The following is a 23608-nucleotide window of genomic DNA, read 5'->3' as shown; positions in this document are numbered from 1 at the left end:
GATGATAAACCGGGATTGGGAAAAGTTCGGGGAGGATATCCGGAAGACCGTACAGGACGCTATCGACGCCCAGGACTTCGGGAAACTGAACCAGACGATAACGGACACGATTAACAATGCGGTAGACAGTGTATCGAGAAATATCCGCAATGCGCAGCAAAATCAACAGTGGGGCAGAGGTCCTGTGGACAGAAGATGTGGTTCACAGGATACTGTGCGTTCGGGCAAAGATGAGCCGGCTGTTGGCGGCAGGAAGGGGCGTTTCGGCCAGGGCGGTCCTTACGGCAGGAAACAGCTTCCGATTCTGTACCGCAAGCCGACCGGGGCGGGCGGGGTGCTGACCGCGGTGCTGGGGGCAGTCACAGGCGGCATGTTTTCTGCCGCAATGATTTTCTTCATTATTACGGCATTGCTGGCAGGTGCATTCGGGATTCCCGAGATTGTGGTTACGGCATTTTTCCTGATATTTGCGGTGTCGGGATTCATAGTCTGCGGGTGCGGGACGGGCGTCTGGGGACGGGTAAAGAGGTTCCGGGCTTATGTGCAGGTCCTCGGCCAGCGTGAGTATTGCAATATCCGGGAACTGGCGGACAAAGTCCATAAAAGCGTAAAATTTGTAGTCAGAGACCTTGAATATATGTTCGCGAAAGGATGGTTCCTGGAGGGGCATCTGGACGATGAGAAGACCTGCCTGATCACAAGCCATGGGATGTACCGGCAGTATCAGCAGATACAGGCGGCCAGAAAGGACAGCCAGCAGGAAGAGGCAAGACGGCAGGCGGCCAGGCAGGAAGAGGCTAAGCGCAGGCAGGCAGAAGAAAAGGTTAAGAAGGGGAAAGGAAAGGCAGAAGAGGGGAAGAGGGCAAAGCTTCCGCCGGAAGTACAGCGTATCGTCGAAGAGGGCGACGCCTATATCCGGAAGATACATGACTGTAACGACCGGATTTCCGGCGCGGAGATGTCGGCGAAGATTTCCCATATGGAGATGCTGGTGGACAAGATTTTCGACCGGGTGGAGCAAGAGCCGGATTCTGTGGACGACATCCGCAGGCTGATGGAATATTATCTGCCGACTACCGTAAAACTTCTGGAGGCATATCAGGAATTGGACGCCCAGCCTGTAGACGGCGAGAATATCCGCTCTTCCAAGCGGGAGATTGAAGCGACGCTAGATACGCTGAACATTGCCTTTGAGAAACTTCTGGACAGCCTGTTTCAGGAGACAGCCTGGGACGTGTCCTCGGATATTTCTGTGTTACATACGATGCTTGCACAGGAAGGGCTTATGGACGACGGACTGCAAAAACCTAAGTGATACAAAAAAATAGATATGACAGGAATGATTGAGGAGGGGGACATAAGAAGATGAAGAATGAATTTGAGAATTTTCAGGCGACGCCTGTGCTTACGTTGGAACCGTTTCAGGAGGAGCCAAAGCCTCAGCCGGTGAAAGAAGAGAAAGCGCCTGTGCTTAACGAAGACATTTTATCGGATGAGGAGCGGCGGGCAGTGGACGCATTTGCCGCCCAGATCGACCTGATGAACTCCAATGCGATTTTACAGTATGGAGCTGGGACGCAGAAGAAGATGGCGGATTTCTCCGAGGCGGCGCTTGAGAATGTGCGGACGAAAGATTTGGGAGAAGTGGGGGAGCTGCTGACCGGAGTGGTGAAGGAGCTGCGCAGCTTTGACGAGGAGGAAGAGAAAGGGCTCTTTGGGATTTTTAAGAAGAGTTCCGGCAGGATACAGTCCATGAAGGCGAAGTATGCGAAGGCGGAGACGAACATCAACCAGATCTGCAAGGTACTGGAATCCCATCAGGTGCAGCTTCTCAAGGATGTTGCCGTACTGGATAAGATGTACGGGCTCAACCTGACGTATTTTAAAGAATTGTCTATGTATATCCTGGCGGGGAAGAAGAAACTTTCTGAGGTGCGCGCCACGCAGCTCCCTGAGCTTCTCGATAAGGCTTCCCGGTCGGGGCTTGCGGAGGATGCCCAGGCTGCCAGGGACTTAGACGCCATGTGCAACCGGTTCGAGAAGAAAATCCATGACTTGGAGCTGACCCGTACCGTGTCCATGCAGACGGCTCCGCAGATCCGCCTGGTGCAGGGCAACGATACGTTAATGGTCGAGAAGATTCAATCTACGATTGTCAACACGATTCCCCTCTGGAAGAGTCAGATGGTGCTTGCCCTTGGCGTGGAGCATTCCGCCCAGGCAGCGGCGGCGCAGCGGGAAGTGACGGACATGACCAATGAATTGTTGCGGAAGAATGCGGACAAGCTGAAGCTGGCTGTCACGGAGACGGCGAAGGAGTCGGAACGGGGGATCGTCGAGATTGAGACGCTTAGGCATACCAACGAGACGCTGATTTCTACGCTGGATGAGGTGATGCAGATTCAGAGAGAGGGCAGGCAGAAACGTGCGGAGGCAGAGCAGGAGATGGTGCGGTTAGAGCAGGAGTTGAAGGCGAAGCTTTTGCAGGTGCATGGTTAATGGACTGGCGAACAGGAATTATTTTGAAAAAAGCCTTGATTTTACTGGGATATGGTGCTATACTTGATACAGTTACATAAGGAAATCGGCAGAAGAGTGGACGTAAGTTCACTCTTCTTTGTTGGTAAGGAGGAAAATGCCGTTGACGAAGAGAGAGAGCTATGAACAGAAGACAGAAGAGATCCTGAACCCGATTGTAGAGGAGTATGGATTTGAACTCGTGGATGTGGAGTATGTGAAGGAAGGAAGTACGTGGTATCTCCGGGCATATATTGATAAGCCAGGGGGGATCTGCATTGACGATTGCGAAGCAGTGAGCCGCAGGCTTTCGGATATCCTGGATGAGAAGGATTATATAGATGACGCGTACATTCTGGAGGTCAGCTCTCCGGGACTTGGAAGGCCCCTCAGGAAGGAGAAGGATTTCAGGAGGAGCCTGGGAGAGGAAGTGGAAGTCCGGACTTACCGCATGATAGAAAAGCAGAAGGAATTTACCGGGATTTTGAAGGAATACGATGAGAAGACGGTGACGATTGAAGAAGACGGAGGGAATGTGAGGATATTTGAGAAGAGTGATATTGCCCTGATACGCCTTGCATTTGATTTTTAGAGACTGCGCCGGACGTCCCGCATTTGATTTTAGATAGGAGGATAATACGATGAATACGGAATTGTTAGAAGCGTTGAATATATTAGAGAAGGAGAAGGAGATCAGCAAAGAGACGTTGTTGGATGCCATTGAGAATTCTTTGCTGAATGCCTGTAAGAACCATTTTGGGAAAGCCGACAATATCAGGGTGATCATGGACAGGACGACCTGCGATTACAGGCTGTTCGCAGAGAAGACCGTGGTGGAAGACGTTGAGGATAAGTTAGAGGAAATCAGCCTTGAAGATGCAAGGAATATCGACGGCAAGTATGAACTGGGGGATATTGTCCAGATTCCGATTGAGTCTAAGTCCTTTGGGCGAATTGCGACTCAGAATGCCAAGAACCTGATCCTTCAGAAAATCCGCGAAGAAGAGCGTAAGGTAGTCTATGACCAATATTTCGAGAAGGAGAAGGATATCGTCACCGGAATCGTCCAGCGTTATATTGGAAGGAACGTCAGCATCAATCTTGGGAAGGCGGACGCTATGCTGACCGAAAACGAACAGGTGAAGGGTGAGACGTTCAAGCCCACCGAGCGCGTCAAATTGTACGTGGTGGAAGTCAAGAATACCACGAAGGGGCCTAAGATCTTAGTCTCCCGTACACACCCAGAACTTGTGAAGCGCCTGTTTGAGGCGGAAGTGACCGAGGTAAAAGACGGCGTGGTAGAAATCAAGAGCATTGCTAGGGAGGCGGGAAGCCGGACGAAGATCGCGGTGTGGTCCAATGACCCGGACGTAGACCCTGTGGGCGCGTGTGTCGGCATGAACGGAAGCCGTGTCAATACCATCGTAAATGAACTGAGGGGCGAGAAGATCGATATCATTAACTGGAGCGATAATCCGGCAATCCTGATTGAGAATGCGTTAAGCCCGGCGAAGGTCATTTCCGTAATGGCAGACCCGGACGACAAGACGGCGGGCGTTATCGTCCCGGATTACCAGCTGTCCCTTGCAATCGGCAAGGAAGGGCAGAATGCAAGGCTTGCCGCAAGGCTGACCGGATATAAGATTGATATTAAGAGTGAGACGCAGGCAATCGAGTCCGGCGACCTGCCGGAGAATTATCTGGAATTGAGCGAGGGCGTATACGAGGAGGAGTACGAGGAGGCTTATGAGGAAGGATATGAGGAAGCGTACCCAGAGGACGGAGAAGAGACCGGGTATGACGAGGCGTATCCGGAGGATGTTGAAGATGCGGGGTACGGCGAAGCTTATCCGGAAGACGGCTTCAAAGGCGGCGCGCAGGAGTACCCGCAGGATGGGGATGAGGACGGCGGCCAGGACGCAGATGGTGCAGAAGAGTTTGCACAGGACGGTTATGAAGAGGAAGACGAGATTATATTTCAGGAAGTAGAGGATTAGGTGATTAATTGAGTGCAAATAAAAAAGTCCCTGTCCGCAGATGCGTAGGCTGTCAGGAGATGAAGGGAAAGAAAGAGATGATCCGGGTGATCCGGACGAAGGAGGGGGAGTTTTTGCTGGACGCCACAGGCAAGAAGAACGGAAGGGGCGCTTATATCTGCCCATCCGCCGAATGTTTCAAGAAGGCGGTTAAAAACAAGGGGCTGGAGCGTTCGTTCAAGCAGGCGATTCCTCCGGAAGTATACGAGGCATTGGAAAAGGAGATGGGATCACTTGGGACGGAGTAAGGTTTTGTCGCTCATTGGTCTGGCCACAAAAGCCGGAAAGACGGCAAGCGGGGAGTTCTGTACGGAGCGGGAAGTGAAGTCAGGGGGCGCCGCGCTGGTCATTATAGCCGATGACGCGTCTGATAATACAAAGAAGAAGTTTAGGAATATGTGTGATTTTTATCACGTGCCGATCTGTTTTTATAAAGACAAAGATACCTTGGGGCATGCAATGGGGAAACAGTTCCGGGCATCTCTTGCAATATTAGATCAGGGGTTTGCAAAGGGAATCAGAGAGAGTATGGATGCAGAAGATAACACAGTTGCATAGAGGAGGTAGTAAATATGGCGAAAATCAAAGTATACGAGTTGGCGAAGGAGCTGGGTGTCCAGAGTAAGGAGGTACTCGAGTTCCTTAGCGGAAAGAATATAGAAGTGAAGAATCATATGAGCGCGCTAGAGGAGAACGATGCCAATGTGGTAAGAAAGGGAATGGCGAAGGGCGAACAGGCTGCAAAGCCTGAGCGGGATGCGCCTAAGAAGAAGAGCATCGTACACGTCTTCCGTCCTCAGAATACCCAGAATGGCGCCAGACAGGGAAAGCGTCCGGGGGGAAGGCCGGCGCAGCCGGGGAATGGGCGTACAGCCCAGGCATCGGGAAAACCGATGCAGGTGAACAACGGCCGTCCTTCCAAGGCAGCACCGATACGTCCGGCAAATCCTGTGGCAGCGGCGGAGAAGGCACAGCCAGTGAAACGTCCTGCAAGCCCGTCTGCGGCTCCTAAGCCGGCGGAACCGGTAAAGCGTCCTGTATCACCTGTGACAGTGACGGCAACGGAGACGGGGGAGGCAGCAAAGCGTCCCACTGTTTCGATAGAGAAGGCGCAGAGCGTACCGGCGGCGGAGCGTACCGCAGAAAGGTCTGTTGACAGAAACGGGGACCGTCCTGCATCCTCAGACAGAAGGCCGGCGCAGAGACGTTCCGACCGCCCAGACCGTCCGGATCGTTTCGAGCGTCCGGAGCGCGGACAGGATAGACGCGGAGACTCCAGAGGTCAGCGTCCCCAGCGCGGGGACCGTCCGCAGGAAGGACGTGACCGCGATAGAGAGAATCGTTTCCAGGGAGGAGACCGAAACCGCGACCGGAACCGTGAACATGGGCGTGACCGTGATAGAGATGGACGCTTCCAGGGAGGGGACCGGAACCGTGACGGACGCTTCCAGGGAGGCGATCGTGATAGGGATGGACGTTTTCAAGGAGGGGACCGGAACCGTGACGGGCGCTTCCAGGGAGGCGATCGTGATAGGGATGGACGCTTTCAAGGAGGCGACCGTGATAGAGATGGACGCTTTCAGGGAGGCGATCGTGATAGGGACGGACGTTTTCAGGGAGGCGACCGTGACAGAGATCGCGACCGCGGGCAGGGACGCAGGCCCGGAGAGAGGGGCGATCGCCGCGGCGGTGATAAGAGAGGCGGCAGCTCCAGCATTCCGTCACCAGCCGTAGAAGGGCAGAAGCCGCAGCGCAGCAAGGGAAAAGGCAAGGAAGACCATAAGAAGAAGGATTACCGCCGCGAGGAGGAAGAAGACAGGAACATTAAGGGCAAGAAGAAGAACGACCAGAAGCAGCAGTTCCAGAAACCGCAGCAGCGGGAGCAGAAGGTGGAGGAAGAGATTAAGTCTATCGTGATTCCGGAAGTCCTGACAATCAAGGAGCTGTCGGATAAGATGAAGATTGTGCCTTCTGTTATTGTCAAGAAGCTGTTCATGCAAGGCAAGATCGTGACGGTGAACCAGGAGATCGACTACGAGACTGCGGAAGGAATCGCGCTGGAATTCGACGTTCTCTGTGAGAAGGAGGAGGTCGTGGACGTCATCGAGGAACTTCTCAAGGAGGATGAAGAGGATGAAAGCACCATGGAGAAACGCCCGCCGGTAGTCTGTGTCATGGGACACGTAGACCATGGTAAGACTTCCCTGCTGGATGCCATCCGGCACACCAATGTCATTGACAAAGAGGCAGGCGGCATTACCCAGCATATCGGCGCCTATGTGGTAGATGTGAACGGGGAGAAGATTACCTTCCTGGATACCCCGGGACACGAGGCGTTCACGGCAATGCGTATGCGAGGGGCGAGTTCCACGGATATTGCGATTCTGGTGGTTGCGGCGGACGACGGTGTAATGCCTCAGACCGTAGAGGCAATCAACCATGCCAAGGCGGCCGGTGTGGAGATTGTGGTTGCGGTGAATAAGATCGATAAGCCCAGCGCGAATATTGAACGCGTGAAGCAAGAATTGACCGAATATGAACTGATTCCAGAGGACTGGGGCGGAAGCACGGTATTTGTGCCGGTATCTGCCAAGACCGGGCAGGGGCTTGAGGAATTGATGGAAATGATCGTCCTCACTGCGGAAGTCCTGGAGCTGAAAGCAAATTCTAACCGCCGCGCGAGAGGACTTGTGCTAGAGGCACAGCTTGACAAGGGAAGAGGTTCGGTGGCCACTGTCCTGGTGCAGAAGGGTATCCTTCGCGTGGGCGATTCTGTTGCAGCAGGCTCGGCACACGGTAAGGTTAGAGCAATGATGGACGACAAGGGAAGGCGCGTGAAGGAGGCAGGCCCATCTATGCCGGTGGAAATCCTGGGCCTGAATGATGTGCCGAATGCTGGAGAAGTGTTCGTCGCTTGTGAGAATGATAAAGAAGCGAGAAGCTTTGCGGAGACATTTATTTCACAGAGCAAAGCGAAGCTGATTGAAGATACGAAGTCAAAACTGTCTCTGGATGACCTGTTCAGCCAGATCCAGGAAGGTAACTTAAAAGAGTTGGGAATCGTCGTGAAGGCGGATGTACAGGGTTCCGTGGAAGCTATGAAGCAGAGTCTTCTGAAACTGACCAACGAAGAGGTCGTGGTGAAAATCATCCATGGGGGCGTTGGTGCCATCAACGAATCCGATGTAAGCCTTGCGTCTGCATCCAATGCGATTATTATCGGTTTCAACGTGCGTCCGGATGCGACGGCAAAGGAGACGGCAGACAGGGAAGGCGTGGATATTCGACTGTACCGTGTCATCTACAATGCCATCGAGGATGTGGAGGCAGCCATGAAGGGCATGTTAGACCCGATTTTCGAGGAGAAGGTGCTTGGCCATGCCGAGGTGCGCCAGACCTTCAAGGCGTCAGGAGTCGGTACGATTGCCGGTTCTTATGTTCAGGATGGTACGTTCGAGAGAGATTGTTCTGTGCGCCTGACAAGGGACGGTATCGTCATCTTTGAAGGGCCTCTTGCATCCCTCAGGCGGTTTAAGGACGATGTGAAAGAAGTAAGAGCGGGATATGAGTGTGGGTTTGTGTTCGCCAACTTTAACGATATCAAAGAAGGCGACCTTGTGGAAGCATTCAAGATGGTAGAAATCCCGAGATAGGTTAGGGTGTAAGAAAATGAAAAAAAGAAGCATCAAGAATACCAGGGTCAACACTGAGGTCCAGAGGGAGCTCAGTGACATTATCAGGAATATGAAGGATCCCCGCGTCGCGCCATGGACTTCCGTGGTCGCGGCAGAGGTGGCTCCGGATCTCAAGACCTGCAAGGCGTATATCAGTGTGCTTGGCGGCAAGAAAGAGCAGGAGGACACCATTGCGGGCCTCAAAAATGCGGAAGGGTTCATTCGGCATGAGCTTGCCCGTACGCTGAATTTAAGGAATACGCCGGAAATCTGTTTTATACTGGACCAGTCTATTGAGTACGGTGTAAATATGTCTAAGAAAATTGACGAAGTAACCAGAAATATTTCAACGGAAGGGGAAGCAGATGCTGAATAAGATTCTGAACGATGCCGTGACAATCGCGATCGGCGGCCATATCCGTCCGGATGGGGACTGTGTGGGTTCCTGCATGGGATTGTACCATTATATCCGGGATAACTACAGTGATAAGAAGGTGGACGTTTATCTGGAAGAGATGCCGGATAAATTCTACTTCCTGAAAGCTACGGAATTCATCCGGCATGAGATTCCAAAGGATGAAGTGTATGACCTGTTCATCAGTCTGGACTGTGGGGACAAGGAGCGTCTTGGATTCTCCGCGCCCCTGTTTGACCAGGCGAAGAGGACTTATTGTATTGACCACCACGTCAGTAATACAGGATTTGCAGAAGATGATTATACCGTGCCCGATGCCAGTTCTACCTGTGAACTGGTCTATCAGCTCATGGAGGAGGAAAAGATTTCTCTGGAGACGGCGGAAGCCCTTTATCTGGGCATTGTGCATGATACCGGCGTGTTTCAGTATACCTGTGCTACTCCGTCTACGTTCCGGATGGCGGCAAACCTTCTGGAAAAAGGCGTGGACGGCGCAAGGCTGATTCAGGATACGTATTATGAAAAGACCTATGCCCAGAACCAGATTTTGGGTCGTACGCTGCTTGAGAGCATCCTGTTCATGGATAAGACCTGCATTGCGTCTTATGTGACAAAGAAGACCATGGATTTCTATGGAGTGAGGGTCAAGGATCTGGACGGAATCGTGAGCCAGCTTCGGGTCACGAAGGATGTTGAGGTGGCAATTTTTATGTATGAGCTGGAGACGAATGTCTTCAAAGTAAGCTTGCGCTCCAAGGAGAGGGTTGACGTGAGCAAGGTTGCAAAATACTTCGGAGGCGGCGGCCATAAGAAGGCTGCCGGGCTTACCATGGCAGGGACTTACTATGACGTGCTGAATAATTTATCGCGGCAGATTGAGGCGCAGATGCTTGGAACAAAATGAGTCAGCTGTGGGAAGCGGAGGATACATATGATACATGGGATTCTGAATGTGCAAAAGGAGAAGGGGTATACATCCCATGACGTGGTGGCAAAACTGCGTGGGATTACCAGGCAAAAGAAGATTGGCCATACAGGGACGCTGGACCCAGATGCGGTTGGAGTTTTGCCGGTGTGCCTTGGGAGGGCAACAAGGCTTTGCGACATGATTACGGACAGAGATAAGACTTACGAGACAGTCATGCTGCTGGGACGGACGACGGATACTCAGGATACCAGCGGGCAGACCCTTGAAACCGCAGATACCGCAGGTCTTGACGAATATGAAGTACAAAAGGCCATTCAGGAGTTTGTGGGAGATTATGCCCAGATACCGCCTATGTATTCGGCCCTGAAGGTGGACGGCAGGAAGCTCTATGAGCTTGCCCGTGAGGGAAAAGAAGTGGAGCGTAAGGCAAGGAATGTCCACATTTCAGAAATCGAAATCTTAAAAATTTCACTCCCAAGGGTGTATATGAGGGTGGAATGCTCGAAAGGCACCTATATTCGTACCCTGTGCCATGATATTGGAAACCGGCTTGGATGCGGCGGTTGTATGGAAGAACTGACCCGTACCCGCGTAGGAAGGTTTTTGTTGGAGGACAGCCTTACCCTCGATGAGATTGCGGGGAAATGTAAAGACAAAAGCCTCTCAGAAGCATTGATTCCGATGGATGAGATGTTTCGTGAATATGCCGGGCTGACCGTGGGCAGCAGATGGGATTCTCTGGCAAAGAACGGGAATCCTCTGCCAAAGGAGGCGTTCCTTGAGACCCCTGATCCGAGAGGGTGGAAGGAGCGGGAGATAGACAGTTATCCAGATTATATCCGTATTTATGACGAGAAGGGGCGGTTCATTGCGGTCTGCCGATGGCAGGAGAAAGAATATCGAATTGTGAAGATGTTCTATTATGTAGAGTAAAGAGGGACAGATATGCAATACATCAACAGACTGTCTGACTATGAGGGCAGGAAAGAGGCGGCAGTGACCTTCGGCAAATTTGACGGGCTGCACACCGGGCATCAGAAGCTGGTGGAGCAAGTCCAAAAGCTAGGGAAAGAGAAAGGGCTTGCCAGTATCGTGTGCGCATTTGACATGAAGCCCTTGTGGGAGCGTATCGGGAAGAAGCCGCGGATACTGATGTCGGGGAAAGAAAGGCAGAGGCAGCTTACGGGAAAGGCAGACGTTCTGGTAGAATGTCCGTTTACCCTTGCATTCAGCCAGATCCATGCGGAAGAATTTATCCGGGATATCGTATGCCGTAGATTCCATGCCCGATATGTGGTAGTAGGGACAGACTTTCAGTTTGGCTATGAAAAGCGGGGGGATATCCATATGCTCCGGCAGTTTGAGGAGGCATACGGATACCGCCTGATCGTGATAGAGAAAGAGCGGTATGAGGACCGTGTCATCAGCAGTACCTATATTAAGGAGCTACTAAGCGGGGGAGAATTAGCGCTTGCCAACCGGCTCCTGGGATATCCGTACGGAATCACTGGTCAGGTGGAGCATGGGAAAAAACTTGGGAGGACGCTTGGTTTCCCCACACTCAACGTGGCGTGGCAGGAGGATAAGCTTGTGCCGCCAAGGGGAGTTTACCTGAGCAACATCCAGGTAGACGGGAAATGGTTTCACGGAATCTCGAATGTAGGCGTGAAACCGACAGTGAGTAAAGAGGAAAGGGTATTGATAGAAAGTTTTCTGTTTGGTTACGAGGGGGATGCCTATGGGAAGGAAGTGGCCATCGATCTCCTTGCATTTCGGAGGCCGGAGCGTGTATTCGGAAGCGTTGCGGAGCTGAAAGCATGCATTGACAGGGATATTGAGTACGGAAAACATTTCTTTGCGAATGTAGAGTAAAGGAGAATACGAATGAGGATCACGACAATTTTTATGCTGCTTGGAGGACTTGGATTCTTCCTGTACGGGATGAAGATGATGAGTGAGGGACTCGAGAAAGCAGCCGGGGCAAAGATGCGCAGCATACTGGAATTCTTTACCAAGAACCGGTTTATCGGTATGATAGTGGGAATCGTATTTACCGCTATCATCCAATCTTCCAACGCGACAACTGTAATGGTCGTTAGTTTTGTGAATTCAGGGCTTATGAACCTGATGCAGGCGTCAGGTGTTATTTTAGGCGCGAATATCGGTACGACGATTACAGGGCAGCTCATTGCATTTAACCTGTCGGACATTGCGCCGTTGATTGTCATTATCGGCGTGGTGATGGTCATGTTCTGTAAAAGACAGGGAATCAAAAAGATTGGCGAAGTTATCTTAGGTTTCGGAATCCTGTTCATGGGGCTTAGCATCATGGGGGACAGCATGGAGGCGGTCAAGGAATCTCCGCAGATTATTGATTTCCTTGCTTCGCTGACCAATCCCTTTGCGGCAATCCTGACCGGGTTTGCGATTACGGCGGTGCTGCAGAGTTCCTCTGCGACCGTGGGAATCATCCTTTTGATGGTATCCCAGAACCTTCTGGAATTTGCAATCTGTCCGTTCATGATACTTGGCTGCAACATAGGTTCCTGCGTGTCTGCTCTGGTAGCGAGCCTAAGCGGCAAGAAGGACGCAAAGCGGGCGGCGCTGATTCATCTTCTGTTCAACGTGATTGGGTCTGCCGTGATGTTTTTAATCCTGCTTCTTGCCATCGATCCGTTTACAGACATGATGCTCTATATTTCCGGCGGCAACCTTGCAAGGTCGGTAGCGAATGTACATACGCTGATGAAGGTCTTTGAAGTGGCGATGCTGTTCCCATTCATGGGATGGATTGTAAAAGCGACTTACAAAATCGTGCCGGGCGAGGACGTGACGGCGGAAGACGAGTACGAACTGCCCCATATCGGGACTGGAAAAATCCTGTCTACGACGACTGCAGTGGTAAATGGAATCGCTGAGATTGAGCATATGGGACAGGTGGCGACAGAAAATTTGCGGGTCGCCATGGAGGCGCTGTGCAATCCGGACGAAGAGAAGATTAACGAAGTTTACCAGCGGGAGAAATACATTGATTTCATGAACAGCAGGATTACCGATTATCTTGTGCGGGCAAACGAGCTTGTGCTGCCCATTGCGGACGAACGGCTGATTGGCGGTTTGTTCCATGTGGTCAATGACATTGAGCGCATCGGGGACCATGCGGAGAATTTCGCGGACTCTGCGAAGACGAGGCTTGAGTGGGGAATTGATTTCAGCGACAAGGCGAAACGACAGCTTCAGGAGATGAACGAGAAGGCCGTCAAGATTCTAGAGTACGCGCTTGAGATGTTCAAGAACCGGAACTATAAGCATATGGCGGAAATCCTGCGCCTTGAGGATGAGATTGATGAGTTGGAGAAAAAGCTGCAGAATTCCCATGTAAAACGGCTGACTAAGAATAAATGTACCCCGAAAGCGGGAATGATGTTCTCGGATACGGTTTCGGGGCTGGAGCGTGTAGGAGACCATGCGACAAATATTGCATTTGCGATTCTGGAGCCTGCGGATTCCGGGGCGGACGATGACGACGACGAATAAAAATAATTCTTTACATGGGGCATGCTCTGTGCTATACTTGACAAGTGTGAGAGCCGATGTTCGGTAAATGGAAGCTCCAACCCTTACTTAATATCCGGCGTTTATTGAATTCAGAAGGAGGATAAGAATATGATTTCCAAAGAGAGGAAAGAACAGATTGTAGCAGACTATGGAAGGTCACAGGGAGATACCGGTTCACCGGAGGTACAGATTGCGATTCTGACAGCAAGAATCAACGACCTGACCGAGCATTTCAAGAACAACCCTAAGGATCATCATTCAAGAAGAGGTCTTCTTAAAATGGTCGGACAGAGAAGAGGACTGCTTGCATATCTGAAAAAGACGGATATCGAGAGATACCGTTCACTGATCGAGAGATTAGGTCTTAGAAAATAGGCATATGGAAGGGCGCAGGTCAAGTTTTTGCTGCGTCCTTCATTACAAACTGTCGGAACATGGCTGGTACTTGTATCAGCCGTATTTCGGCAGTTAATTAGTGGATGGAAGTTTTATGCCCGAGACCACTGAAAAGCATATTTTCATCCGGAAAGAAAATGTGTTTTTCAGTAGTTTCGGCAGCTTTCGCCCACAGGAGGAAATGCAGAATAAAAAAGGAGAAAATGTATGTACAAAAAATTTGAGTTGGAGTTAGCCGGGAGAAATCTCTGCGTAGATGTAGACAGGGTTGCGAAGCAGGCGAATGGAGCCGTTTTGATGCATTACGGAGAGACCACGGTGTTGTGTACGGCGACGGCTTCCGAGAAGCCAAGGGAAGGAATCGATTTCTTCCCTTTAAGTGTAGAATATAATGAGAGGCTGTATTCTGTAGGAAAGATTCCGGGTGGATTCAATAAGAGGGAAGGCAAGGCTTCCGAGAATGCAATCCTTACCTGCCGCGTGATCGACCGCCCCATGCGTCCGCTGTTCCCGAAGGATTACCGGAACGACGTGACCCTTGAAAACTTGGTGCTGTCTGTAGATCAGGACTGTTCCCCGGAGCTTACGGCGATGTTAGGGGCAGCCATTGCCACCAGCATTTCCGATATCCCCTTTGACGGGCCCATATCCACAACGCAGGTAGGTTTAGTCGAGGGAGAATTCGTGTTTAACCCTACGGCGGCACAGAAAGAAGTGTCCGACCTTGCGCTGACGGTGGCGTCTACTAAGGAGAAGGTCATTATGATTGAGGCCGGGGCCAATGAAGTTCCGGAGCAGAAGATGATTGAGGCGATTTTTGCCGCCCATGAGATGAACCAGAAGGTGATTGCATTTATCGATACCATCGTGGCAGAGTGCGGCAAGAAGAAGCATGAATATGAGAGCTGTGCGGTTCCTGAGGAATTGTTTGCGGCAATTCGGGAGATTGTACCGCCGGAGGCGATGGAAGAAGCGGTATTTACGGACGAGAAGCAGGTACGGGAGGAGAATATCCGCCAGATTACGGAGAAGCTTACGGAAGCGTTCGCCGAGAATGAGGAATGGCTTGCCCTGCTTGGCGAGGCAGTATACCAGTACCAGAAGAAGACTGTCCGCAAGATGATTCTGAAAGACCACAAGCGTCCCGACGGAAGGGCGATTGACCAGATCCGCCCGCTGGCGGCAGAGATTGATTTGATTCCACGGGTTCACGGTTCTGCTATGTTCACCCGTGGACAGACGCAGATCTGTACCATTACCACCTTGGCGCCCCTTGCGGAGGCCCAGAGATTAGATGGGCTGGATGAGGCAGAGACTTCCAAGCGCTATATGCACCATTATAATTTCCCGTCTTATTCTGTGGGTGAGACAAGACCCTCCAGAGGACCGGGACGCCGTGAGATTGGGCATGGCGCGCTGGCAGAGCGGGCGTTGATTCCGGTGCTGCCAAGCGAGACGGAGTTCCCCTATGCGATTCGTACAGTTTCTGAGACGTTTGAGTCCAATGGTTCTACATCGCAGGCAAGCATCTGCGCGTCTTCCATGTCGCTGATGACGGCGGGCGTACCGATTAAGGCTGCCGTTGCAGGTATTTCGGCAGGTTTGGTGACAGGTGAGACGGATGACGACTATCTGGTGCTTACGGATATTCAGGGGCTTGAGGATTTCTTCGGGGATATGGACTTTAAGGTAGCCGGTACTCATAAGGGAATCACGGCGATTCAGATGGATATCAAGATTCATGGTTTGACAAGGCCGATTATTGAGGAAGCGATTGCGGCGACGAAGAAGGCAAGGACTTACATCCTTGACGAGGTGATGGCGAAGACCATTGAACAGCCAAGGCCGGAGGTAGGGCCGTACGCGCCGAAGATTATCCAGATGCAGATTGACCCGCAGAAGATTGGCGACGTGGTAGGACAGCGGGGTAAGACCATCAATGCGATTATCGAGCAGACCGGCGTGAAGATTGATATTACGGACGACGGTTCTGTGTCTATCTGCGGAACCGACGCAAAGAGCATGGAAGAGGCTAAGAAGCTGATCTATATCATTGTGACCGATTTCGAGGCGGGACAAGTTCTGGAAGGAAAGGTTGTCAGCATTAAGGAGTTTGGCGCATTTATTGAATTCGCACCGGGCAAGGAAGGAATGGTACACATTTCCAAGATTGCTAAGGAGAGAGTAAGGCAGGTAGAGGATGTACTGACACTGGGAGACGAGGTGAAGGTTGTCTGCCTGGGCAAGGATAAGATGGGACGGATGTCGTTTAGTATTAAGGACGTTGCGGAGTAAAGAAAAATCCACCTTTTATAGGTGGATTTTTTTTGCGTTAGTGCTTACGGGGAGGAAGGAGATTTATTTAAACAGAATTTTATTCATAAATACAATGCCTGTACATATATTGGAATTAAGAGGTGGACAGATATGCAAAACGATAGAATATTAAAGGTTCTTCCCCGGAATGTCCGGCTGGCGGTCATAAAAGAACGGCAAAATGACGCCCACATGCAGGAATTAAGGCTTCGGGTGGGAAAACCCCTTCTTGCAATCTATGGCGGCAATGAACGGCTAATCGGGAAGGAGCGGGACGGGCCTTACATCGTCACAAGAGAAGACGTAAAGGAAATGTTGGAGTATGTCAGTAATTTTTCCTTATATGCATACGAACAGGAAATGAAGCAGGGATTTATCACAATTGAGGGAGGTCACAGAGTGGGGATGACAGGTCAGGCAATCATAGAAAACGGGAGGGTGAAGAACCTGCGCTATATCTCATCCATAAACTTACGTATGTCCCATGAAGCAATCGGGTGCGCAGATTCAGTATTCCCATACATCACTGAGGAAGGAAGGCTGTGCCATACGCTCATCGTTTCCCCGCCAGGATGCGGCAAGACAACGCTGCTTAGGGACATGATACGCCAGATTTCCGACGGAAACCGCTGGGTTAAGGGCATGGCGGTAGGTGTGGTGGATGAACGCTCGGAAATCGGCGGCTGTTACAGGGGCGTTGCCCAGAATGATTTGGGCATCCGAACCGACATCTTAGACGGCTGTCCTAAGGCGGAAGGAATGACCATGCTCATCCGCTCCATGAGCCCGGCGGTCCTGGCTGTGGACGAAATCGGTTCGGCAGAGGATGTACATGCCACCATCCACGCCATGCACTGCGGCTGTCGGCTGCTGGCGACCATCCACGCAGATTCTATGGAGGAGCTTAGGAAGAAGCCGCTGGTTGACCGCATGGTGGCTGAAAAACGGTTCGAGAGGTATATACTGCTTGGGAAACGGGAACGTGTGGGGCAGGTAAGCGGTCTGTTCGACAGCCGGGGAAGCCTTCTCTACAGCGAGACGGCGGGTGTGTCATGCTGATGAAAACCGTGGGCGGCGCCCTTGTCATCGCAGCCACTTCCATGTGGGGGCATGCCGCGGCAAAGCAGATTGGCGACGGCTACAAAGAGCTTCAATATCTGCAAAAACTCCTGTATCTGTTAAGGAGTGAAATCCAATATGCAAGGTCATATTTAGGAGAAGCATTTCTACAGATTGGACAGAAGGCGTTAAGTCCTTACAGGGAATGGCTGTTAGGGCTGTGTAAGCAGATGGAGAAAGAGCGGGACGGCACATTTGCCGGTATGTGGGAGGAGAGTACGAAGACCTTTCTGGCAGATTCCGGGCTTCCTAAGGAAGAGCTTCTGCGCCTTGCCGCCTTCGGAAACCAGCTGGGAATCGCAGACGCCGAGATGCAGGTAAAGACTCTGGATTTGTATCTGGAAGAAATCAGGCTTTCCATGGAGGAGATGCGTGAAGAAATGAGGACGAAGATAAGGTTGTGCCATTGCCTTGGGGTGATGAGCGGAATCTTTATCACTGTCCTGTTGCTATAGAGGAGGAGTACATGAGTGTGAACCTGATATTCAAAATTGCGGCTGTGGGAATTCTGGTTTCCGTGTTAAGCCAGGTTTTAAAGCACAGCGGAAGGGAAGAGCAGGCATTCCTGACGAGCCTTGCGGGGCTTTTGCTGGTGCTGTTCTGGATTGTGCCGTATATCTATGATTTGTTTGAGTCCATAAAGCGGCTGTTTTCATTATAGATTATGCGGCGGAAAATATATGACGGTAGAAAGAAGGGATTGCCATGGATATGCTGCAAATCGGGATTATGGGCGTAGCCGGGACGCTTCTCGCCGTGCAGTTTAAAAGCGGGAAATCCGAGTATGGGATTTATATTACGGTGACATTGAGCCTGATTATCTTTTTCTGCATCCTGGGGCGTCTTGGAACGATTGTAGAAGCGATGAAGGGAATCGGCAGGTTTATCGGGCTTGATCAGGCGTATGTGGGGACGCTGATTAAGATGCTGGGCATTACCTATGTGGCAGAGTTTTCGTCAGGTATCTGTAAAGATGCGGGATACCAGACGATTGCCGGCCAGATTGAAATCTTTGGGAAGCTGGCGGTGATGCTTTTGAGCCTGCCCATACTTATGACTCTGCTGAACACCATCCGGGAGTTTCTGTCATGAGGAAATGGAAACATGCCTTATTGGCGCTGGCTATGGGCGTCTTGGTGCTGCTTTCCTTTCTGCCGGTGGATGCAAAGGCATCCGAGGGAGCAGATGGCTCGGATATGATAAGCCGGTATGATTTTGATGAAATCGACAGTATGCTTGAGGAAATATTTCCCAGGGAGCAGCTAGGCTTCAAGGAAACTTTGATGGGAATCCTGTCCGGCGACTTGGATTTTTCCATTCATTTACTGGGCAGGCTGGTGGCAGACCAGTTGGGATACGCATTCAAAAGCAGCCGGGATAGTCTGATTCATATGTTGGTCATCGCACTGCTGGCCGCCTTGTTTGGCAATTTTTCCAAGGTATTTAAGAGCCGACAGATTTCCGATATCAGTTTTTATGCCCTGTACCTGCTGCTCATTGCCCTTGCAATCAGTTCCTTTGAAGCCGTGGTGGACTGGGTGCGGGGAGGAATCGAGGCGCTAGTTGCCTTTATGGGCGTGTTCTGCCCCCTGTATTTCCTTGCCGTCTCCGTAGCAAGAGGGAGTATTACTTCCGTAGCTTTCTACCATATTGTGCTGTTCCTGATTTTTTTGACGGAGGTTTTAATTCTGAACTTTCTGCTGCCCATGCTCCATATCTATATGATGGTGCGGGTCTTGAATTACCTGTCGGATGAAGACTATCTGAGCAAATTTGCAGAATTAATCGAGATGGCCGTGTCTTGGATTCTCAAGACGGTGCTTGCCTGTATTGTGGGGTTAAACGTTATCCAAGGCCTGATTAGCCCTGCAATCGACAGCGTGAAGCGAAGCGCCATTACCCGCAGCGCAGAGGCCATTCCTGGAATCGGCGATGCCATCGGCGGCATGGCGGAAGTGGCCATTGGAACAGCCGTCCTTGTAAAAAACGGAATCGGCATGGCGGGAGCAGTGATTTCGGTTGCCTTGTGTATGGTTCCTCTGGCACAAGTCGCCTGCATCGCACTTCTCTACAAACTGGCAGCCGCAGTCATACAGCCGGTCTCAGATAAGCGGATTGTGGGCTTAATTGAGACTGTGGGGGATGGGTGCAGGATGCTGCTTAGCGTGGTATTTACGACTGGATTTCTGTTTCTGCTGACGATTGTAGTGGTGGCGGCGGTCACGGGAAATGTATGAGGTGTGAGGATGTTTTCTTATTTGTATGAATGGATTATGAATCTGTCATATTACATGGTCATGGTAACGGCAGTCATGCATATCGTCCCGAACTCCGATTATAAGAGGTATATTCGGTTCTTCACCGGACTTGTGCTGGTGCTTATGCTGACAGACCCAGTCCTTGGGCTGCTGGGCGCAGGGGATTTGTGGCAGAACCTCTATGAAAGCCCGGCATACCGGGAGCAGGTGGAGAAGATGGAGCAGGCTTTGCAGGATTTTACGGGAATGTCAGAGGATTTTGAGGAGGAATCTAAGGAGAGAGACCAGGAAGATTTTGCGGGCAGTATGGGAAGCGCAGGAACAGAAGAGGATGCTGGTACGCAGATACGAGTGGATGAAATCAAAATTGGAAGATAGCAGTGGGAAGGAGGATGCATTTGGAAGAAAGAAAAAAGCAGTTGTTTACATTTTTCGGAAAGATTTCCCCAAAAAAGTTAAAAAAAGACCAGCTTCTCATTCTCGTGCTTGCAGGAATCCTGCTGCTCGTCATAGCGATTCCCACAGAAAAGAAAGGAGATGGGAAGGGGAAAACAGAAACAGGCCTTAGCCTGAGCGAAGGGAAGACGGAAACCAATCAGAACGAATACTTATATAATCTGGAGAGACGCCTGGAGTCTGCGCTTTCCCAGATGTCCGGGGCTGGGGATGTGACGGTGATGATTACGCTGAAATCTTCGGCGGAGAAGGTGGTGGAAAAAGACCTGTCAGTGGCCAATGAAGCAGTCTCAGAGTCGGACAGCCAGGGGGGCAAAAGGACGACCCAGAATGCAGAACATGGGGAGACGACCGTGTACAGCGACGGCGGACAGACAGGAGAGCCTTATGTCAGCAAAGAGTTAAGTCCTCAGATCGAGGGCGTGGTGGTCATTGCCGAGGGAGGCGCGGATTCTGTGGTCAAACAGAATATAACTGAGGCAGTTCAGGCATTATTTGGCATAGACACGCATAAGATTAGGGTAATGAAGAAGAGTTAAAATAATGTGGCAGAAGTAGGAGGAAGAACAGTGAAACAAATCGTGAAGAAAAACCAGATCATTATTGCGGCTTTGGCTGTCATGATTGCGGCGGCAGGATACCTGAATTATTCGGGGAAGATTTTCGGGGACAAGAAAGAGGCGGAGACGGCAAATGCGGATCTTGCCAACCAGGAGCTTCTGGATATCTCAGAGGAAGACTTAGCAAGCGCATCGGACGACATCGAAAGTCAGGACGGGGAAGGGTCTGACGGAAGCGTGGACGGTACGCCGGGCGAGGCGGTGCTGACAGGCGGCGAGGCAAGCGCAGTTGTGGCAGAGGCAAAAGTGGCAAGGGAACAGGTGCGGGCAAAGAATAAAGAGTCCCTGCTCGAAATCATCGACAACGAGACATTGAGCGACGCACAGAAACAGGACGCCGTGAACCAGATGGTGGCAATGACGGATTTAGCGGAAAAAGAAGCCGCAGCCGAGACCCTTCTTGCATCCAAGGGATTCAACGAAGTGGTGATAAGCCTGACGGCGGACACGGCGGACGTAGTGGTAAATGCGGCGGACCTAAGCGACGCGAACCGGGCGCAGATTGAAGACATCGTTGCGCGTAAGACCGGGGTGGCGGCGCAGAACATTGTGATTACGCCGGTAAGTACCCAAGGGAAATAAGACATTTTCAGACGTTTTCAGAACCTTTCCAGCAGAAAAACATTTACATTGAAAAAGAAGTTTATTATAATAGTCTATAGTGAAAATTTGTGGGCAGGATGTATTCTGCCCATATTACTCAGGAGGACGGACATGGCAAAGGGACAAGTTAAGAAGGCACAGGTTCAGAAGGTTCAAAAAGCGCAGGTGCAGGCTGAAAATACAATATTTGCTCTGGATATCGGAACGCGGAGCATTATCGGGATGGTCGGAGTCGTAGAAGAAGAGAAGGTCAAGATTATTGCCATTGAAAAGGTAGAACATACGGAACGGGCAATGATTGACGGACAGATTGAGAATATAGAGAAGGTAACGTCCTTAGCAAGAAAGGTGAAGGCGCGTCTGGAAGAAAAGGTGAATTTTCAGTTAAGCCGGGTCTGTGTTGCCGCGGCTGGGCGCGCCCTTAGGACGAAGCGCGCGGAGTATGAGATTAACCTGCCGGGCAAGCAGTTGATTGACGACGAGATTATCAGCCGTCTGGAGGCGGGGGCAATCAACAAGGTGGAAGAAGCCTTTGATGAGGAGAATAACGCCAAGGAGGATATGCGCCGTTTCTATCTTGTGGGATATACGGTGTGCCAGTATTATCTGGATGACTATCGGATTTCCAGCTTAAAAGACCACCGGGGACAGGATGTGAAGGTAGATTTGATTGCCACCTTCCTTCCCAGCGAGGTAGTGGAGAGTCTGTATACCACCATGAACAAGATTGGCCTTGAGGTAGTCAGCGTGACGCTGGAGCCGATTGCGGCAATTAATGCGGCGATTCCTGAGAATTTGCGGCTTTTGAATCTGGTTATGGTGGATATCGGGGCAGGTACTTCGGATATTGCCGCATGTACGGGCGGAAGCGTGACCGGTTATACCATGGCGACGGTAGCGGGGGACGAGATCACAGAGGCAGTCATGCGGGAATATCTGGTGGATTTTGGGACGGCAGAGATCATGAAGGCGCAGATTGAACAGGAAGAAGTCATAACCTTTACGGATATCTTAGGGTTCGAGCGGAAAGCGTCCAGAGAAGAAGTCATCCAGTGCATCCAGGGTACTACGGAAGTCCTGTGCAAAGAGATTGCGGCGAAGGTGCTGGAAGTAAACGGAGGCGCGCCCTCCGCATTGTTCCTTGCCGGAGGCGGAAGTAAACTGGCAGGGCTTAGGGAAGGGATTACGGCGGCTCTCCAGATGGATGCGAACCGTGTTGCCGTTGCGGGAAATAATTTCCGTATCAGCGCATTTTCCGATGAATACGACCTGAATAACCCGGAGTATGCGACGCCCCTTGGGATTACGGTGTCCTCCGGGCTGAATCTGATTAACGATAGTTTCCGCGTGACGCTGAACGGAAGGCCTGCGAAGTTATTCCGCAGCGGAAGTTTTACGGCTCTGAATCTTCTGATGATGAACGGTTATAATTTCCAGGATATTCTGGGGCGTCCGGGAACCAGCCTGCCTGTGACGGTCAACGGGAAGCGGAAGGTGTTCTATGGTACTGCGGCGCAGCCGGCGTCTCTGTTCATTAATAAGAAGGAAGGCAAGCTCTCCACGGTGATTCATGCGGGGGATTGCATTGATTTTGTTCCGGCGGTTCCAGGCATTCCGGCGGAAGCGTATCTGGGGGATATCGAGGGAGCCGAAGAATGTCTGGAAATCACGCTGAACGGAGTGTTCATGCCTTTAGAGACGCCCCTCAAGATTGGTGATATCATCCGGATACGGATGCCTAAGAAAGAAGAGGCGGAGGAAGAGGGAGCCGTGGAGGAAGAAGGAGCGGCAGATGCGAAGGAAGATAGACCTGCTGACATGGAGGAAGATGGAACGGCAGACGTAAAGGAAGACAGGTCCTCAGACGGAGCAGATGGAGAAGAGAATGCCGGGCCACTGCCTGTGACGGAAGAGAAAACTGGCATTGTGTCTGAAACGGATGAAAGGGAGAGCGGTTCCGTGGAAGATATAGATGCGGAAGAAGATATAGATGCGGAAGAAGATATAGATGCGGAAGAAGATATGGATGCGGAAGATGAGGAGGATGTGGGAAGTGCGCATATAAGTATGGCGAAGAGCCAGCCGGCTGGACAGGCTGTTACGGAGCCAGAGAGCGGGGCAAGACGGATGCAGGTTGCAGACGCTGTGGCAGAGATTAAAAACAGGGTTGAGCGAGAAGAGGAATCCTTGAAGAGGGATGCTATGCCGGAAAAAGGGCATCTGTCCCAGAACCGGACTGTGAAAAAAAGGTGGGAAGAAGATGACGGGGAGGATGGCCAGTTAGAGTTAGATTTTGGGATAGGCGGGACGCAGCCGAAGCCAGCTCCGGCAAGGACAGGGCAGACACCGATTTTGGCAGGAGGAAGGGAATCGGGAATCCCGGCGTCGGGAGCGCCAGGGACAGCCGGAATTAAACCACAGGCTTCCCGCATGGGAGGAGGAGGTACGATCCTCTTTCAGCTCAATGGTTCTCCCTTGCGGCTGCCCCGCAAAGAAAACGGGGGTTCCTATTACTTGATGGATTTGCTCCAGTATTCGGGTATCAATCTCAACAATCCGAAAGGGACGATTGAACTGATTGTAAATGGGGAGCCAGGTATGTTCCAACAGAAACTCCGTGAAGGAGATTCGATTACGATTGAAGAAAAGAAGATATAATTTTTGTTTGGGCTATGTGCATGATTTTGCATATAGCCTAAAATCGGCTATAAT

At 51.3% G+C, this 23608-nt stretch carries 23 protein-coding genes; all 23 read left to right on the top strand.

Annotation, left to right across the window (positions count from 1 at the left end):
• Position 1 precedes the first annotated feature (1 nt).
• Complete coding sequence (locus AC6I3O_RS13585) at positions 2-1315, top strand: 5-bromo-4-chloroindolyl phosphate hydrolysis family protein (protein WP_497851354.1); 1314 nt, start codon at positions 2-4, stop codon at positions 1313-1315.
• A gap of 50 nt (positions 1316-1365) precedes the next feature.
• Complete coding sequence (locus tag AC6I3O_RS13580; RefSeq protein WP_497851353.1) at positions 1366-2499, top strand: toxic anion resistance protein; 1134 nt, start codon at positions 1366-1368, stop codon at positions 2497-2499.
• 142 nt (positions 2500-2641) lie between these two features.
• A complete protein-coding gene (gene rimP, locus AC6I3O_RS13575; RefSeq protein WP_497851352.1) occupies positions 2642-3109 on the top strand; it encodes a ribosome maturation factor RimP in 468 nt (155 codons plus the stop codon).
• 49 nt (positions 3110-3158) lie between these two features.
• Positions 3159-4514 (top strand): transcription termination factor NusA, encoded by a 1356-nt coding sequence (nusA, locus tag AC6I3O_RS13570; RefSeq protein ID WP_497851351.1) that lies wholly within the window; start codon positions 3159-3161, stop codon positions 4512-4514.
• 59 nt (positions 4515-4573) lie between these two features.
• Positions 4574-4801 carry an RNase P modulator RnpM gene (gene rnpM, locus AC6I3O_RS13565; RefSeq protein ID WP_497853477.1) on the top strand — a complete coding sequence of 76 codons (228 nt, stop codon included), beginning with the start codon at positions 4574-4576 and terminating at the stop codon, positions 4799-4801.
• Positions 4788-5111 (top strand): L7Ae/L30e/S12e/Gadd45 family ribosomal protein, encoded by a 324-nt coding sequence (locus AC6I3O_RS13560; RefSeq protein ID WP_497851350.1) that lies wholly within the window; start codon positions 4788-4790, stop codon positions 5109-5111. Before rnpM ends, AC6I3O_RS13560 begins: the two co-directional genes overlap by 14 nt.
• A 14-nt stretch (positions 5112-5125) precedes the next feature.
• Positions 5126-8206: a translation initiation factor IF-2 gene (gene infB, locus AC6I3O_RS13555; RefSeq protein ID WP_497851349.1), complete on the top strand. Its 3081-nt coding sequence runs from the start codon at positions 5126-5128 to the stop codon at positions 8204-8206.
• Positions 8207-8222: 16 nt separating this feature from the next.
• A complete protein-coding gene (gene rbfA, locus AC6I3O_RS13550; RefSeq protein ID WP_497851348.1) occupies positions 8223-8603 on the top strand; it encodes a 30S ribosome-binding factor RbfA in 381 nt (126 codons plus the stop codon).
• Positions 8593-9546, top strand: coding sequence for a DHH family phosphoesterase (locus AC6I3O_RS13545; RefSeq protein ID WP_497851347.1), 954 nt, complete (start codon positions 8593-8595; stop codon positions 9544-9546). The genes rbfA and AC6I3O_RS13545 overlap by 11 nt, the downstream gene beginning before the upstream one ends.
• Before the next feature lie 27 nt (positions 9547-9573).
• Positions 9574-10503 carry a tRNA pseudouridine(55) synthase TruB gene (gene truB, locus AC6I3O_RS13540; RefSeq protein ID WP_497851346.1) on the top strand — a complete coding sequence of 310 codons (930 nt, stop codon included), beginning with the start codon at positions 9574-9576 and terminating at the stop codon, positions 10501-10503.
• A gap of 12 nt (positions 10504-10515) precedes the next feature.
• A complete protein-coding gene (gene ribF, locus AC6I3O_RS13535; protein WP_497851345.1) occupies positions 10516-11442 on the top strand; it encodes a riboflavin biosynthesis protein RibF in 927 nt (308 codons plus the stop codon).
• A 12-nt stretch (positions 11443-11454) separates the two neighbouring features.
• The gene (locus AC6I3O_RS13530) at positions 11455-13107 is read left to right on the top strand and encodes a Na/Pi cotransporter family protein (protein ID WP_497851344.1); all 1653 of its coding nucleotides are present in this window, start codon (positions 11455-11457) and stop codon (positions 13105-13107) included.
• Positions 13108-13236: 129 nt separating this feature from the next.
• Complete coding sequence (rpsO, locus tag AC6I3O_RS13525) at positions 13237-13503, top strand: 30S ribosomal protein S15 (RefSeq protein WP_497851343.1); 267 nt, start codon at positions 13237-13239, stop codon at positions 13501-13503.
• Between the two features lie 228 nt (positions 13504-13731).
• On the top strand, positions 13732-15819 hold the full coding sequence (locus tag AC6I3O_RS13520) for a polyribonucleotide nucleotidyltransferase (protein WP_497851342.1): 2088 nt from the start codon (positions 13732-13734) through the stop codon (positions 15817-15819).
• A 132-nt stretch (positions 15820-15951) separates the two neighbouring features.
• Positions 15952-16899: a stage III sporulation protein AA gene (spoIIIAA, locus tag AC6I3O_RS13515; RefSeq protein WP_497851341.1), complete on the top strand. Its 948-nt coding sequence runs from the start codon at positions 15952-15954 to the stop codon at positions 16897-16899.
• Complete coding sequence (locus AC6I3O_RS13510; protein ID WP_497851340.1) at positions 16893-17414, top strand: stage III sporulation protein AB; 522 nt, start codon at positions 16893-16895, stop codon at positions 17412-17414. The genes spoIIIAA and AC6I3O_RS13510 overlap by 7 nt, the downstream gene beginning before the upstream one ends.
• An 11-nt stretch (positions 17415-17425) precedes the next feature.
• Positions 17426-17620, top strand: coding sequence for a stage III sporulation protein AC (spoIIIAC, locus tag AC6I3O_RS13505; RefSeq protein ID WP_491867653.1), 195 nt, complete (start codon positions 17426-17428; stop codon positions 17618-17620).
• Positions 17621-17664: 44 nt separating this feature from the next.
• Positions 17665-18051, top strand: a complete 387-nt coding sequence (gene spoIIIAD / locus AC6I3O_RS13500; RefSeq protein ID WP_497851339.1) for a stage III sporulation protein AD — start codon at positions 17665-17667, stop codon at positions 18049-18051.
• Positions 18048-19196, top strand: a complete 1149-nt coding sequence (locus AC6I3O_RS13495; protein ID WP_497851338.1) for a stage III sporulation protein AE — start codon at positions 18048-18050, stop codon at positions 19194-19196. Before spoIIIAD ends, AC6I3O_RS13495 begins: the two co-directional genes overlap by 4 nt.
• A 9-nt stretch (positions 19197-19205) precedes the next feature.
• Positions 19206-19595, top strand: coding sequence for a stage III sporulation protein AF (locus tag AC6I3O_RS13490; protein ID WP_497851337.1), 390 nt, complete (start codon positions 19206-19208; stop codon positions 19593-19595).
• Positions 19596-19609: 14 nt separating this feature from the next.
• Positions 19610-20212, top strand: a complete 603-nt coding sequence (locus AC6I3O_RS13485; protein WP_497853476.1) for a SpoIIIAG-related protein — start codon at positions 19610-19612, stop codon at positions 20210-20212.
• A 30-nt stretch (positions 20213-20242) separates the two neighbouring features.
• Positions 20243-20875, top strand: coding sequence for a SpoIIIAH-like family protein (locus AC6I3O_RS13480; RefSeq protein WP_497851336.1), 633 nt, complete (start codon positions 20243-20245; stop codon positions 20873-20875).
• 132 nt (positions 20876-21007) lie between these two features.
• Entirely contained in the window at positions 21008-23554 is a 2547-nt protein-coding gene (locus AC6I3O_RS13475; RefSeq protein ID WP_497851335.1) for a cell division protein FtsA, read from the top strand.
• Positions 23555-23608: the final 54 nt, after the last annotated feature.

Source organism: Sporofaciens sp. St.21A7 (genome assembly GCF_059728535.1).
Note: the sequence above shows the minus strand (reverse complement) of the source record. Positions and strands in the feature narration are given on the sequence as shown.